Source organism: Streptomyces sp. NPDC004610, from assembly GCF_040609715.1.
Lineage (GTDB): Bacteria > Actinomycetota > Actinomycetes > Streptomycetales > Streptomycetaceae > Streptomyces.
In genome coordinates this window covers 84,630-98,489 of the sequence record NZ_JBEXLA010000021.1, presented here as the reverse complement: position 1 = coordinate 98,489, position 13,860 = coordinate 84,630, and the positions used below count along the sequence as shown (strand labels likewise).

Annotated in this window: 10 protein-coding genes; 9 read left to right on the top strand and 1 reads right to left on the bottom strand. The window is 70.6% G+C overall.

Annotation, left to right across the window (positions count from 1 at the left end):
• Nucleotides 1–260: 260 nt before the first annotated feature.
• The 3 genes from ABZX40_RS23380 (at nucleotide 261) to ABZX40_RS23370 (ending at nucleotide 5,275) form a co-directional block, all read left to right on the top strand.
• A complete protein-coding gene (locus ABZX40_RS23380) occupies nucleotides 261–2,648 on the top strand; it encodes a UvrD-helicase domain-containing protein (RefSeq protein WP_355738491.1) in 2,388 nt (795 codons plus the stop codon).
• Nucleotides 2,649–3,204: 556 nt separating this feature from the next.
• Nucleotides 3,205–4,623, top strand: a complete 1,419-nt coding sequence (locus ABZX40_RS23375; protein ID WP_355738494.1) for an NAD-dependent malic enzyme — start codon at nucleotides 3,205–3,207, stop codon at nucleotides 4,621–4,623.
• 370 nt (nucleotides 4,624–4,993) lie between these two features.
• Nucleotides 4,994–5,275: an HU family DNA-binding protein gene (locus ABZX40_RS23370; protein ID WP_004000874.1), complete on the top strand. Its 282-nt coding sequence runs from the start codon at nucleotides 4,994–4,996 to the stop codon at nucleotides 5,273–5,275.
• Nucleotides 5,276–5,728: 453 nt separating this feature from the next.
• Here ABZX40_RS23370 and murA read toward each other — a convergent pair whose 3' ends face one another.
• The gene (gene murA / locus ABZX40_RS23365) at nucleotides 5,729–7,069 is read right to left on the bottom strand and encodes a UDP-N-acetylglucosamine 1-carboxyvinyltransferase (protein ID WP_355738497.1); all 1,341 of its coding nucleotides are present in this window, start codon (nucleotides 7,067–7,069) and stop codon (nucleotides 5,729–5,731) included.
• Between the two features lie 281 nt (nucleotides 7,070–7,350).
• On the opposite strand from murA, the gene ABZX40_RS23360 reads away from it, so the two are divergent.
• The 6 genes from ABZX40_RS23360 to ABZX40_RS23335 all read left to right on the top strand — a co-directional run bounded on the left by ABZX40_RS23360 (nucleotide 7,351) and on the right by ABZX40_RS23335 (nucleotide 13,653).
• Entirely contained in the window at nucleotides 7,351–7,923 is a 573-nt protein-coding gene (locus ABZX40_RS23360; RefSeq protein WP_355738843.1) for a YqgE/AlgH family protein, read from the top strand.
• A 72-nt stretch (nucleotides 7,924–7,995) separates the two neighbouring features.
• Nucleotides 7,996–8,298 (top strand): DUF3039 domain-containing protein, encoded by a 303-nt coding sequence (locus ABZX40_RS23355; RefSeq protein ID WP_355738500.1) that lies wholly within the window; start codon nucleotides 7,996–7,998, stop codon nucleotides 8,296–8,298.
• Between the two features lie 247 nt (nucleotides 8,299–8,545).
• Nucleotides 8,546–9,847 carry an extracellular solute-binding protein gene (locus ABZX40_RS23350; RefSeq protein WP_355738503.1) on the top strand — a complete coding sequence of 434 codons (1,302 nt, stop codon included), beginning with the start codon at nucleotides 8,546–8,548 and terminating at the stop codon, nucleotides 9,845–9,847.
• A 90-nt stretch (nucleotides 9,848–9,937) separates the two neighbouring features.
• Entirely contained in the window at nucleotides 9,938–10,855 is a 918-nt protein-coding gene (locus ABZX40_RS23345) for a sugar ABC transporter permease (RefSeq protein ID WP_355738846.1), read from the top strand.
• Nucleotides 10,852–11,706 carry a carbohydrate ABC transporter permease gene (locus tag ABZX40_RS23340; protein ID WP_355738506.1) on the top strand — a complete coding sequence of 285 codons (855 nt, stop codon included), beginning with the start codon at nucleotides 10,852–10,854 and terminating at the stop codon, nucleotides 11,704–11,706. The genes ABZX40_RS23345 and ABZX40_RS23340 overlap by 4 nt, the downstream gene beginning before the upstream one ends.
• 321 nt (nucleotides 11,707–12,027) lie before the next feature.
• Nucleotides 12,028–13,653 carry a beta-N-acetylhexosaminidase gene (locus ABZX40_RS23335; protein ID WP_355738849.1) on the top strand — a complete coding sequence of 542 codons (1,626 nt, stop codon included), beginning with the start codon at nucleotides 12,028–12,030 and terminating at the stop codon, nucleotides 13,651–13,653.
• The last annotated feature ends 207 nt before the right edge of the window (nucleotides 13,654–13,860 follow it).

The window sequence follows — 13,860 nt, the reverse complement described above, 5'->3', positions numbered from 1 at the left end:
CGGGCGGCGCCCGAACAGGTGCCCGGCCATCCCCTCGGAGCGCCCCTCGGAACGCCCCACGGTCCGGCCTCCGGACCGGCGCCCGCACCGCCCTCCCAACCGCCCCCGACCCGCCCCCGCCCCGCCCCCGACCCGCCCTCCGAACAGGTGACGTGGCCCCCTCCGGCCCGTCCGGTGTGATCACCCGGGCGGGCCCGTAGCCTTTCCCCGCTCGCGTCGCGTACGGTTAACGGCTGCCCAGCACGTCAGAAGGGGGCCCGGTGGCCGCTCAGGCGCAACAGGATTCCGCGCTCGACTCCCTCAGGGACCGGGAGATCGGTGTCGAACAGATCCACCTGGACCGGGTGTACCGGCGTCTGGAGGAGAAGATCCACGAGGCCGAGCTGCTGATGCGGGACGCGGGCCGCGGCGGCCAGGTCGGCACCCCCGGCGCGCTCGCCGAGCGGGACGCCCAGGTCTACCGCGCCGGAGTGCATCTGAGCAGGCTGAACAACGAGTTCGAGGACTTCCTCTTCGGCCGGATCGACCTGCTGTCCGGCAAGGACGGCAAGAAGGGCCCGGACGGTGCCTACACCGCCGTCGAGCCCGCCGAGGGCGCCATCCGCGAGGACCGCACCGCCGATATCGCCGAGACCCTGCACATCGGCCGGATCGGGGTGCTCGACGAGGACTACGCCCCGCTGGTCATCGACTGGCGGGCGCCCGCCGCCGCGCCCTTCTACCGCTCCACGCCGGTCGACCCCGGCCGGGTGGTCCGGCGCCGGGTGATCCGCTCCAAGGGCCGCAAGGTGATCGGCGTCGAGGACGATCTGATGCGCCCCGAGCTGACCGCCTTCCTGGACGGCCGGGAACTCGCGGTGATCGGCGACGGCGCCCTGATGGCCGCCCTCGGCCAGGCCCGCGGCCACACCATGCGGGACATCGTCGCCTCCATCCAGGCCGAGCAGGACCTGGTCATCCGGGCCCCCGCCGCCTCCGTGACCTATGTCGAGGGCGGCCCCGGCACCGGCAAGACCGCCGTCGCCCTGCACCGCGCGGCCTACCTCCTCTACCAGGACCGGCGCCGGTACGCGGGCGGCATCCTGATCGTCTCCCCGACCCCGCTGCTGGTGGCGTACACCGAAGGCGTGCTGCCCTCCCTCGGCGAGGAGGGCCAGGTCGCCGTCCGCGCCATCGGCTCCCTGGTCGACGGCGCCGAGGCCACCCTCTACGACTCCCCGGCCGTCGCCCGCGCCAAGGGCTCGTACCGGATGCTGAAGGTGCTGCGGAAGGCGGCCCGGGGCGCCCTGGAACAGGGCCGCGCCACAGGTCCCGCCGCCCCCGCCGAACAGCTCGCCTTCGGCGCCGACGACGACACCCCCGCCCCCTCCCGCCCCTCCGCGCCCCCCACCCGCCTGCGCGTCGTCGCCTTCGGGCGCCGGCTGGAGCTGGAGGCGGCGGCGCTGGAGCGCATCCGCCACACCGCTCTCAGCGGCACCGCCCCCGTGAACCTCCTCCGCCCCCGCGCCCGCAAACTGCTGCTGGACGCCCTCTGGGAGCGCTCCGGCGCCGGAACCCGGCACTCCGACCCGGAACTGGCCGCCGAGCTGCGCGCCTCCTTCGACGAGGACCTCCTCTCCGAGGACGCCTTCATCGCCTTCCTGGACGCCTGGTGGCCGGAGCTGACCCCGCGCGGGGTGCTCACCGCGATGGCCGACGAGCGGCGGCTCGGCCGCTGGGCCCGGCGGATCCTCAACCCCGGCGAGGTCCGCCGGGTCGCCCGCTCGCTCCAGCGCGACGGCCTGACCGTGCACGACATCGCCCTGCTGGACGAGCTCCAGGCCATCCTGGGCGCCCCGGCCCGCCCCCGGAAGCAGCGCGAGCTGGATCCGCTGGACCAGCTCACCGGCCTGGAGGAGCTGATGCCGGTGCGCGAGGAGTCCCGGCGCGAGCGCGCCGAGCGGCTCGCCCAGGAACGCACCGAGTACGCGCATGTCATCGTGGACGAGGCCCAGGACGTCACCCCGATGCAGTGGCGGATGCTGGGCCGCCGCGGCCGTACCGCCACCTGGACCGTGGTCGGCGATCCGGCCCAGTCCTCCTGGTCCGACCCGGACGAGGCCGCGCACGCCCGGGACGAGGCACTTCCCTCCACCGGCGGCACCGGCCGCTTCTCCCGGGGCCGCCGTTTCCAGCTCACCGTGAACTACCGCAACCCGGCCGAGATCGCCGAGCTGGCCGCCCGGATCCTGGCCCTGGCGATGCCCGGCGCCGAGTCCCCGACCGCGGTCCGCTCCACCGGTGTCGTCCCCCGCTTCACCGTCGTCCGCGACGGACTGGGCCGTACGGTCCGGGCGGCGGCCGAGTCGCTGCTGGAGCAGGTCGACGGCACGGTCGGGGTGGTCGTCGCGATGAACCGGCGCGAGGAGGCCCGCCGCTGGCTCGCCGGTCTCGGCGACCGGGTGGTCGCCCTCGGCAGCCTGGAGGCCAAGGGCCTGGAGTACGACGCCACGGTGGTGGTCTCCCCGGCCGAGATCGCCGACGAGTCCCCGGCCGGGCTCCGGGTGCTCTACGTGGCTCTGACCCGGGCGACCCAGCAGCTCACGATCGTTTCCCAGGACCGCGACGAGCCCGACGCCTCGGGCGTCCCGGATCTGCTGCGGGACTGACCGCGCGGCCTGCCGGTGCCGGCCTGCCCGTGCCCGACGGCCCGAGCCGGACTGCCTGTGCCGGACGGCCCGCGCCGCCCCGATCGGGACCGGCCGCCGCGCGGCCGATCGGGGCGGCGCGCGAAGGAACGCGCGGTGCGGGAATGGCCGTACGGGATCGGTTTGTTAGCCTGGACGTGACACCGGCCCGATCCAAGCCCCCGGGCCCAACCTTCGTCGCTACGAGCGACCACTTGCCGCGAGGCGAGCATGGCGGGTCGGTGTCACTGACTTGACAGAGAGGTCCACGTCCTGATGTGACGTGGACCTCCTTTGTTGTGACCGGCTCATCGGGTCACGTAGGCTTTCCCCTCTCTTCTCGTATTGTGGAAAGCATTTTCCGTTCCACTCTTCGAGGGCCCTTAGAATCGGGTCTGTCGTTCGGCCGTCCGGGTCTGATCCGGGTCTGCTGTGAACTCAATGAGCGCAACCCGGGGCGGCTGGCACGTACTCGGCGGTAGGTGCGACGATCGGACGGCACGAATCGGCGAGACCGTGAAAGCAGAGGAAGTCGGCCATGGCTACGGCGCCCAGCGTCTCCTACTCGATGACCATCCGGCTGGAGGTGCCCGCGAGCGGAACGGCCGTCTCGCAGCTCACCACCGCCGTGGAGTCCTCCGGAGGCTCGGTCACCGGCCTCGACGTCACCGCCTCCGGGCACGAGAAGCTGCGGATCGACGTCACGATCGCGGCCACCTCCACCGCGCACGCCGACCAGATCGTCCAGCAGCTGCGCGGTATCGAGGGCGTCACGCTGGGCAAGGTCTCCGACCGTACGTTCCTGATGCACCTCGGCGGCAAGATCGAGATGCAGTCCAAGCACCCCATCCGCAACCGTGACGATCTGTCGATGATCTACACCCCGGGTGTGGCCCGGGTGTGCATGGCCATCGCCGAGAACCCCGAGGACGCCCGCCGCCTCACCATCAAGCGCAACTCCGTTGCGGTCGTGACGGACGGTTCGGCGGTGCTGGGCCTCGGCAACATCGGCCCCAAGGCCGCGCTGCCGGTGATGGAGGGCAAGGCGGCCCTGTTCAAGCGGTTCGCCGGGATCGACGCCTGGCCGCTGTGCCTGGACACCCAGGACACCGACGCCATCGTGGAGATCGTCAAGGCCATCGCCCCGGGCTTCGCCGGCATCAATCTGGAGGACATCTCCGCGCCGCGCTGCTTCGAGATCGAGGCCCGGCTGCGCGAGGCCCTCGACATCCCCGTCTTCCACGACGACCAGCACGGCACCGCCATCGTCGTCCTCGCCGCGCTCACCAACGCGCTGCGCGTGGTCGGCAAGGGGATCGAGAACGTACGGGTCGTCATGTCCGGCGCGGGCGCGGCCGGTACGGCCATCCTGAAGCTGCTGCTGGCCGCCGGGGTGAAGAACGCGGTGGTCGCCGACATCCACGGCGTGGTGCACGCCGACCGCGAGGACCTGGCCGGGGCCGCCTCCGACTCCACGCTCCGCTGGATCGCCGAGAACACCAACCCCGAGCACCTCTCCGGCACCCTCAAGGAGGCCGTGCGGGGCGCGGACGTCTTCATCGGCGTCTCCGCCCCCAACGTGCTGGACGGGGACGACGTGGCGGCCATGGCGGACAACGCGATCGTGTTCGCGCTCGCGAACCCGGACCCCGAGATCGAGCCCTCGGTGGCCCGTGAGACGGCCGCGGTGGTGGCCACCGGGCGCTCGGACTTCCCCAACCAGATCAACAATGTGCTGGTCTTCCCGGGTGTCTTCCGCGGACTGCTGGACGCGCAGTCCCGGACGGTGAACACCGACATGATGCTCGCGGCGGCGAAGGCCCTCGCGGATGTCGTCACCGAGGACGAGCTGAATCCGAACTACATCGTCCCCAGCGTCTTCAACGACAAGGTCGCCTCGTCGGTGGCCGGTGCCGTACGGGAGGCCGCGAAGGCGGCTGCCGGAGCGGCGTCGTAGGCTGGCGGTGCGGAGCGGGGGCCGCGGGTGGTGCCGGACGGGCTGTGAAGGGCCTGTGCGCATCGCCGTGCGGGCCCCGGCCCCGGCGCGTCGCGGAACCGACCGGCGTCGAGGGGCATCTAGGGTGTCGCCAGGCTCAGGCCCTCTTTTCGTGTGACTCCCCAGGGTGTTCTCACGACGCGAGCGGGTGCCGGATTGGCATTCCCGCCGCAGGTAGGGGCAGGATGCGTCTCTAGGCGCGAGCGTCTGAGGGCGGACCCCGGGTCCGGGGATCGTCCGAGGGACCTGGCAGCATCGGCTTCGCTGTGCCCAATATGCGGCTCCGCCGTATGGCACGCCTCAACGGCAAGATGAACACGGGAGTAACAACATGAACCGCAGTGAGCTGGTGGCCGCCCTGGCCGACCGCGCCGAGGTGACCCGCAAGGACGCCGACGCCGTGCTGGCCGCGTTCGCCGAGGTGGTGGGCGACATCGTCTCCAAGGGCGACGAAAAGGTCACCATTCCCGGCTTCCTGACCTTCGAGCGCACCCACCGTGCGGCTCGTACCGCCCGCAACCCGCAGACCGGTGACCCGATCCAGATCCCGGCCGGGTACAGCGTGAAGGTTTCGGCGGGCTCCAAGCTCAAGGAAGCGGCCAAGGGCAAGTAGGGGCGCGCATCGCTGTGGGGGCTCGGTGCCGCTGGCGTCCGCCGACCCGTTGTGGCCGGTCGCGCCCACGCGGCGGAGCCGCCGCACATTGATACAGCCCCGCGCCCCTTCGTAGGGACGTCGCAGTAGCCGCCGATGGGCGGTCACCCCCAGCCGGGTGACCGCCCATCGGCGTACCGGGGGTCAGCCGAGTGGCTTGCCTGGGAGTTCCACTTTCGCGCCGAGTTCCATGAGCTGCTGTGTCTGCCCGGGGGATGACCCCCGGACCCCCGGCCGGGGGGTGTTGGGTCCGGCCGGGGTGCCGCGGCCGGGGGTCAGCCGAGTGGCTTGCCCGGGAGTTCCACCTTCGCGCCGAGTTCCATCAGCTTCTCCATGCTGTGTCTGCCCGGGGGATGACCCCCGGACCCCCAGCCGGGGGGGTGTTGGGTCCGGCCGGGGTGCGGCGGCCGGGGGTCAGCCGAGTGGCTTGCCCGGGAGTTCCACCTTCGCGCCGAGTTCCATCAGCTTCTCCATGAAGTTCTCGTAGCCGCGGTTGATGAGGTCGATGCCGTGGACGCGGGACGTGCCCTGGGCGGCCAGCGCGGCGATGAGATATGAGAAGCCGCCGCGCAGGTCGGGGATGACCAGGTCGCCGCCCTGGAGGGCGGTGGGGCCGGAGACGACCGCCGAGTGGAGGAAGTTGCGCTGGCCGAAGCGGCAGTCGGAGCCGCCGAGGCACTCGCGGTAGAGCTGGATGTGCGCGCCCATCTGGTTCAGCGCGGAGGTGAAGCCGAGCCGGGACTCGTAGACCGTCTCGTGGATGATGGACAGGCCGGTCGCCTGGGTCAGCGCGACCACCAGCGGCTGCTGCCAGTCGGTCTGGAAGCCGGGGTGGACATCGGTCTCCAGCGCGATGGACTTCAGCCGGCCGCCGGGGTGCCAGAAGCGGATGCCCTCGTCGTCGATCTCGAAGGCGCCGCCCACCTTCCGATAGGTGTTCAGGAACGTCATCATCGAACGCTGCTGCGCGCCGCGGACATAGATGTCGCCCTCGGTGGCCAGCGCCGCCGACGCCCAGGACGCGGCCTCCAGGCGGTCCGGGAGGGCCCGGTGGGTGTAGCCGCCGAGCTTGTCGACACCGGTGATGCGGATCGTGCGGTCGGTGTCGACGCCGATGATGGCGCCCATCTTCTGGAGGACGCAGATCAGGTCCTCGATCTCCGGTTCCACGGCCGCGTTGGAGAGTTCGGTCACGCCCTCCGCCAGCACGGCGGTGAGCAGCACCTGTTCGGTCGTGCCGACGGACGGGTACGGCAGCCGGATCTTCGTACCGCGCAGGCCCTTGGGGGCCTCCAGGTACTGGCCGTCCGCCCGCTTCTCGATCGTCGCGCCGAACTGCCGCAGCACGTCGAAGTGGAAGTCGATGGGCCGGCCGCCGATGTCGCAGCCGCCGAGGCCCGGGATGAAGGCGTGGCCGAGGCGGTGCAGCAGCGGACCGCAGAACAGGATCGGGATGCGCGAGGAACCGGCGTGGGCGTCGATGTCGGCGACATTCGCGCTCTCGACGTACGTCGGGTCGAGGACCAGCTCACCGGGCTCCTCGCCGGGCCGGACCGTCACCCCGTGCAGCTGCAACAGGCCCCGGACGACCCGGACATCACGGATGTCCGGGACATTGCGCAGCCGGCTCGGCTCACCGCCCAGCAGCGCGGCCACCATGGCCTTCGGCACGAGGTTCTTCGCACCGCGGACCCGGATCTCGCCCTGCAGCGGGGTTCCGCCGTGGACCAGCAGGACATCGTCGTTGACGGTCATGAATCTCGCGTTCCGTGGAGTGCGGGTGGGGCCGGAGACACAGACTAATCGCCGTCGGCCCCCCTGCCGTAAGCCATGGGAGGGCGCAGCCCTGTCATAGCTGTGTCACAACACGAACCGCGCCCGGCCGGGCACATGGGGTCACCACGCGGCCGGGGCGGACCCTCGGTGCCCGGCCGGGTCCGTGCGCCGGGGGCGCTTCCTTCCGCCCCGGGCCTGCTCTCTTCCGGGCGCGGCCATTGCCTCCCCACGTGACAGGAAGATGCGGGATCATGGCAGGCATGACCGAGGTGTCCTCGCTCACAGGGCGGCTGCTCGTGGCCACTCCCGCCCTGGCGGACCCGAACTTCGACCGCGCGGTCGTGCTGCTCCTCGACCACGACGAGGAGGGCTCGCTCGGTGTCGTCCTCAACCGGCCCACCCCGGTGGGGGTCGGCGACATCCTGGCGAACTGGGCGGACCTCGCGGGCGAGCCCGGTGTCGTCTTCCAGGGCGGCCCCGTCTCGCTGGACTCGGCGCTCGGGGTCGCCGTGATCCCGGGCGGCGGTTCGGCCGAACGGGCGCCGCTGGGCTGGCGCCGGGTGCACGGCGCGATCGGCCTGATCGATCTGGAGGCCCCGCCGGAGCTGCTGGCCTCCGCCCTCGGCTCGCTCCGGATCTTCGCCGGATACGCCGGCTGGGGCCCCGGCCAGCTGGAGGACGAGCTGGCCGAGGGCGCCTGGTACGTCGTCGAGTCCGAGCCCGGGGACGTCTCCTCGCCGGAGCCGGAGCGGCTGTGGCGCGAGGTGCTGCGCCGCCAGCGTAACGAGCTGGCGATGGTGGCGACGTACCCGGACGATCCGTCGCTGAACTGAGCGCGCGGCCGGTGGGTGCCCTGGGGGACGTCACCGGACCGAACGGTGTGAGCTTCAGTACTCTTGGTCTTTATGAGCACTCTTGAGCCCGAGCGCGGGACTGGTACGGGGACCCTCGTAGAGCCGACGCCGCAGACCTCCCACGGTGACGGTGACCACGAGCGCTTCGCCCACTACGTCCAGAAGGACAAGATCATGGCGAGCGCCCTCGACGGCACCCCCGTCGTGGCGCTGTGCGGCAAGGTCTGGGTGCCGGGCCGCGACCCCAAGAAGTATCCCGTCTGTCCCATGTGCAAGGAGATCTACGAGTCCATGGGCGCCGGCGGGGATGACGGCAAGGGTGGTAAGGGCGGCAAGGGCGGCGGCAAGAAGTAGCCCCCGGCCCGCCGGGCCGTACGCGGACGAACAGAGGCCCCTGAGGTGTGTTCCGGCACACTTCGGGGGCTTTTGCGCGTTCTGTCCGAGGGGCGCCCGTTGCAGGGAATGCGTCGCCCGGTCACAGAGTGGTTGAGACCTCTTGTAAGTCCGTTCATCGACTCCTTAACCTCCGGGGTGTTGTGCACAGCGAAACAGGCATTGCGCATGTTGCAACGATGCAACGCACTCCCGGAGGAGCAACTCCATGAAGCTGTCCGTCCGTATGGCCTCTCTGCTGGTCGTCCCCGCCCTGCTGGCGGGCGCCGCCTGCGCCCCCTCGACCTCCGACAACTCCGCCTCCAGCGAGGACGAGAAGACCGGCACCCTGCGGGTCTGGCTCTTCCAGGAGGTGAACAACCAGCCCAAGGAACAGGTCGTCGAATCCGTCGTCCAGGAGTTCGAGAAGACCCACGAGGGCGCGGAGGTCTCCATCGAGTACATCCCCGTCGAGACCCGCGCCCAGCGCATCAAGGCCGCCTTCAACGACCCGAAGAGCGCCCCCGATCTCATCGAGTACGGCAACACCGACACCGCCGGTTATGTGAAGGACGGCGGACTCGCCGACATCACCGAGGAGTTCGACGCCTGGGACGAGGCCAAGGACGCCGACCCGACCGCCCGCCAGTCCGTCACCGTGGACGGCAAGGTCTACGGCGCCCCCTTCTTCGTCGGCGTCCGCGCCCTCTACTACCGCACCGATGTCTTCGAGGAACTCGGCCTTGAGGCGCCGAAGACCCAGGCCGAGCTGATCACCACCGCCAAGAAGATCCGCGAGGAGAAGCCGGACCTGTACGGTCTCGCCGTCGGCGGCGCCTACACCTATGGCGCGATGCCCTTCATCTGGGCCAACGGCGGTGAGATCGCCACAGGCAAGGACGGCTCCTTCGCCTCCGCGATCGACAGCGCCGCCGCCCAGAAGGGCATCGAGGCGTACACCTCGCTGTTCGGCGACGACAACTGTCCCGCCGCCAAGTGCGCCGGCTTCGGCGGCAACGACACCGTCACCGCCTTCGCCTCCGGCAAGGCCGGCATGGCCATCGGCGGCGACTTCAGCCACCAGGCGGTGGAGGCGGGCGCGGTCAAGGGCAAGTACGCGGTGGTGCCGCTGCCCGGCGTCGAGGCCGGTTCGATCGCCCCGGCGTTCGCGGGCGGCAACAACATCGGTGTCCTGAAGAGCACCTCCAAGCGCAGCCTTGCCGTCGACCTGATGCAGGAACTGGCCTCCAAGCAGACCCAGGGCCAGCTCTTCGACGCCATGGGCTTCCTGCCGACCTACGCCGACGTCCGGGACGAGGCCGCCACCAAGGACTCCTTCATCGAGCCCTTCGTGCAGACCCTCGCCGCCGAGCCCAAGTTCGTCCCGGCCTCCCCGGCCTGGGCCGAGATCGACGCCTCCCAGGTCCTGCCGACCATGTTCCAGGAGATCGTCAGCGGCAAGAACGACGTCAAGGGCGCCGCGGCGGACGCGGCCGACAAGATGGACGCGTCGTTCGCGTCCGCGGGGTGACGTCCAGTGAGCGCACCCAGTAAGACAGGGGGCGAGCACCGCGGCCGGGTGCGGGACACCGAGAGCGTCCCGCGCCCCCGCGGCGGCCGGATCACCGGCCGTGCCCCGGGCCCCTCCGGGCGGCCGGGCGCACGCCGGACCGGCTGGACCCCCTGGCTCTATCTCGCCCCCGCCCTCGTCGTCCTCGGCGGGCTGCTCGTCTACCCGATCTACCAGCTCGGCCTGATCTCGTTCCTGGAGTACACCCAGGCCCAGGTCAGCGGCGGCGAACCGACCACCTTCAAGGGCCTCGGCAACTACTCCGAACTCTTCGGCGACGAGCAGTTCTGGACGGTGCTGGTCTCCACCCTGGTCTTCGCCGCCGCCTGTGTGGTCTCCACCCTCGCGGTCGGCTGCGCGCTGGCCGTGCTGCTCACCCGGGTACGGGCGCTGCCCCGGCTGGCGCTGATGATGGCCGCGCTCGGCGCCTGGGCGACCCCGGCGGTCACCGGCTCCACCGTCTGGCTGCTGCTGTTCGACCCGGACTTCGGCCCGGTCAACCGCATCCTCGGCCTCGGCGACCACTCCTGGACCTACGGCCGCTACAGCGCCTTCTTCCTGGTGCTCCTCGAAGTCGTCTGGTGCTCCTTCCCGTTCGTGATGGTCACCGTCTACGCCGGGATCCGCGCCATCCCCACCGAGGTGCTGGAGGCGGCCTCCCTGGACGGCGCCTCGCAGTGGCGGATCTGGCGCTCGGTGATGGCCCCGATGCTCCGCCCGATCCTGGTGATCGTCACCATCCAGTCGGTGATCTGGGACTTCAAGGTCTTCACCCAGATCTATGTCATGACCAACGGCGGCGGTATCGCGGGCCAGAACATGGTCCTGAACGTCTACGCCTACCAGCAGGCGTTCGCGTCCTCGCAGTACAGCCTCGGCTCGGCGATCGGCGTCGTGATGCTGCTGATCCTGCTGGCCGTGACCCTGGTCTATCTGCGGCTGCTGCGCCGCCAGGGGGAGGAACTGTGAGTGTCGTGCGTTCTCTGGTACGGCGGCCCCGGCGCCCCTGGCGCCTCGCCGCCGAGGCGTCCGCGCTGCTGATCGCCGTCGCCGTCGCCTTCCCGCTGTACTGGATGGTGCTGAGCGCCTTCAAACCTGCCGGTGAGATCGAGTCGACCGAGCCGCGGCCCTGGACGCTGTCCCCGTCGCTGGATTCCTTCCGGCGGGTGTTCGGGCAGCAGGAATTCGGCCGGTATTTCCTCAACAGCCTGCTCGTCGCGAGCTGTGTCGTCATCGCCTCGGCGCTCATCGCCTTTCTCGCGGCGACCGCCGTCACCCGATTCAAGTTCCGTTTCCGGACCACCGTGCTGATCATGTTCCTGGTGGCCCAGATGGTGCCGATCGAGGCGCTCACCATCCCGCTGTTCTTCCTCATGCGGGACTTCGGCCAGCTGAACACCCTGGGCGCGCTGATCCTGCCCCACATCGCCTTCTCCCTGCCCTTCGCGGTGTGGATGCTGCGGGGATTCGTGAAAGCGGTGCCGGAAGCGCTGGAGGAGGCCGCGTATCTGGACGGGGCGAGCCGCTCGCGATTCATGTGGCAGATCCTTTTCCCCCTGGTCTTCCCGGGCCTCGTGGCCACGAGTGTGTTCTCCTTCATCTCGACCTGGAACGACTTCCTGTTCGCCCGCTCCTTCATCATCAGCGACACCTCCCAGTCCACCCTTCCGATGGCCCTGCTGGTCTTCTACAAACCCGACGACCCCGACTGGGGAGGCGTGATGGCCGCGTCCACCGTGATGACGATTCCGGTGCTGGTCTTCTTCGTCCTGGTCCAGCGGCGACTGGTCTCCGGACTGGGCGGAGCGGTCAAGGACTGATCCCCTTGCTCGAACCCACCGGTACCGACGAGCCTCTCGGAGATGACTTCTGACGTGCCTTCCGACGCGATTCCCGCCGAAAATCCATCCGCGACCTTGACTTCCGCGACTTCCGCCACCCCGACTTCCATGACTTCGGCTTCCGTGACCTCGACTCCCGCGACTTCGGCTTCCGTGACTTCAACTCCAGGGACCCCGACTCCAGGGACCCCGACTCCAGGGACCCCGACTCCCGGGACCTCGGCTTCCGTGGCCTCGGCTTCCACGACCTCGACTTCTACGGAGGGGACTTCCGTGTCTGTTACTTCGCCTACGGAACTGATTCCGGCGCCCCTGCGGGTGACGGCCGACGGGGACGGCTCCCTCTCGCTGGGACCGGAGACCGCCCTGGTCGCGGGCGCGGGGACGGAGACGACGGCCCGCTGGCTGCGCGCCGAACTGGGCGCCGCGACCGGACTGCCCTTCGCCCCCGCCACCGCGGACACGGACCGCGCCACCCCCGCCGTACGGCTCTCCCTGGACCCGGAGATCGGCGGCGGACTCGGCGCCGAGGGGTACCGCCTGGACATCACCGCGGACGGCGTGGACCTGACCGGCGCCGACCCCGCCGGGCTTTTCCGCGGGGCGCAGACCCTGCGGCAACTGCTCGGCCCGGACGCCTTCCGGCGGGCCCCGCTGCCCGGCCGCGAGTGGCGGCTCCCGCTGGCCCGGATCGAGGACGCGCCGCGATTCCGCTGGCGCGGCATGATGCTGGACGTGGCCCGACACTTCATGCCCAAGGAAGGCGTGCTGCGCTATCTCGACCTGCTGGCCGCGCACAAACTCAACGTCTTCCACTTCCATCTGACGGACGACCAGGGCTGGCGCGTCGAGATCAAGCGCCATCCGAGGCTGACCGAGGTGGCCTCCTGGCGCTCACGCACCAAATGGGGGCACCGCGCCTCACCGCTGTGGGAGGACCGGCCGCACGGCGGCTTCTACACCCAGGACGACATCCGCGAGATCGTCGCCTACGCCGCCGAGCGGCATATCACCGTCGTCCCCGAAATCGACATCCCGGGGCACTCGCAGGCCGCCATCTCGGCGTATCCGGAACTCGGCAACACGGATGTCACCGACACCACCTCCCTCTCCGTCTGGGACACCTGGGGCGTCTCCAAAAACGTACTCGCCCCCACTGACAACGTCCTCCGCTTCTACGAAGGGGTGTTCGAGGAACTCCTGGAACTCTTCCCCGGCGAGTTCATCCATGTCGGCGGCGACGAATGCCCGAAGGACCAGTGGCGCGACTCCCCGCTGGCCCAGGCCCGGATCCAGGAACTCGGGGTGAAGGACGAGGACGGGCTCCAGTCCTGGTTCATCCGGCACTTCGACGGCTGGCTCGCCACGCGGGGCCGCCGCCTCGTCGGCTGGGACGAGATCCTGGAGGGCGGCCTCGCCGAGGGCGCCACGGTCTCCTCCTGGCGCGGCTACGAGGGCGGGATCGCCGCCGCGCGGGCCGGCCACGATGTCGTCATGTGCCCCGAGCAGCAGGTGTATCTGGACCACCGTCAGGACGGCGGCCCCGATGAGCCGGTGCCGATCGGATTCGTGCGCACCCTGGAGAACGTCTACCGGTTCGAGCCGGTTCCCGAGGAACTGACGGAGGACGAGGCCCGCCATGTCCTCGGCACCCAGGCCAATGTCTGGTCCGAGGTGATGGAGAACTCCGCCCGCGTCGACTACCAGGTCTTCCCCCGGCTGGCCGCCTTCGCCGAGGTGGCCTGGAGCGCCCTGCCCGCCCCGGCGGAGCGGGACTTCGCGGACTTCGAGCGCCGGATGACCGCGCACTACGGGCGGCTCGACGCGCTCGGTGTCGCCTACCGGCCGCCGACCGGCCCGAAGCCCTGGCAGCTGCGGCCCGGGGTGCTCGGGCGGCCGATCGACGGGGAGCCGCCGCGGCGATGAGACCGCGACGCGGTGACGCCGTGACGCGGGGGCACCGTGAGCCGGCGGGGCGGGGGAGGGGCGTGGCGCCGCCCCCGCCCCGCCCGTACGGCTCCTACAGGGCTCCCATAGGGCGCCTACAGGGCTCCTGGGGCGGGCTCCCGGACCCGCTCCAGCCCTTCACCCGGGCTTCCCGAACAGATAATGGAAAAAGCTCCCAAGGGTCAT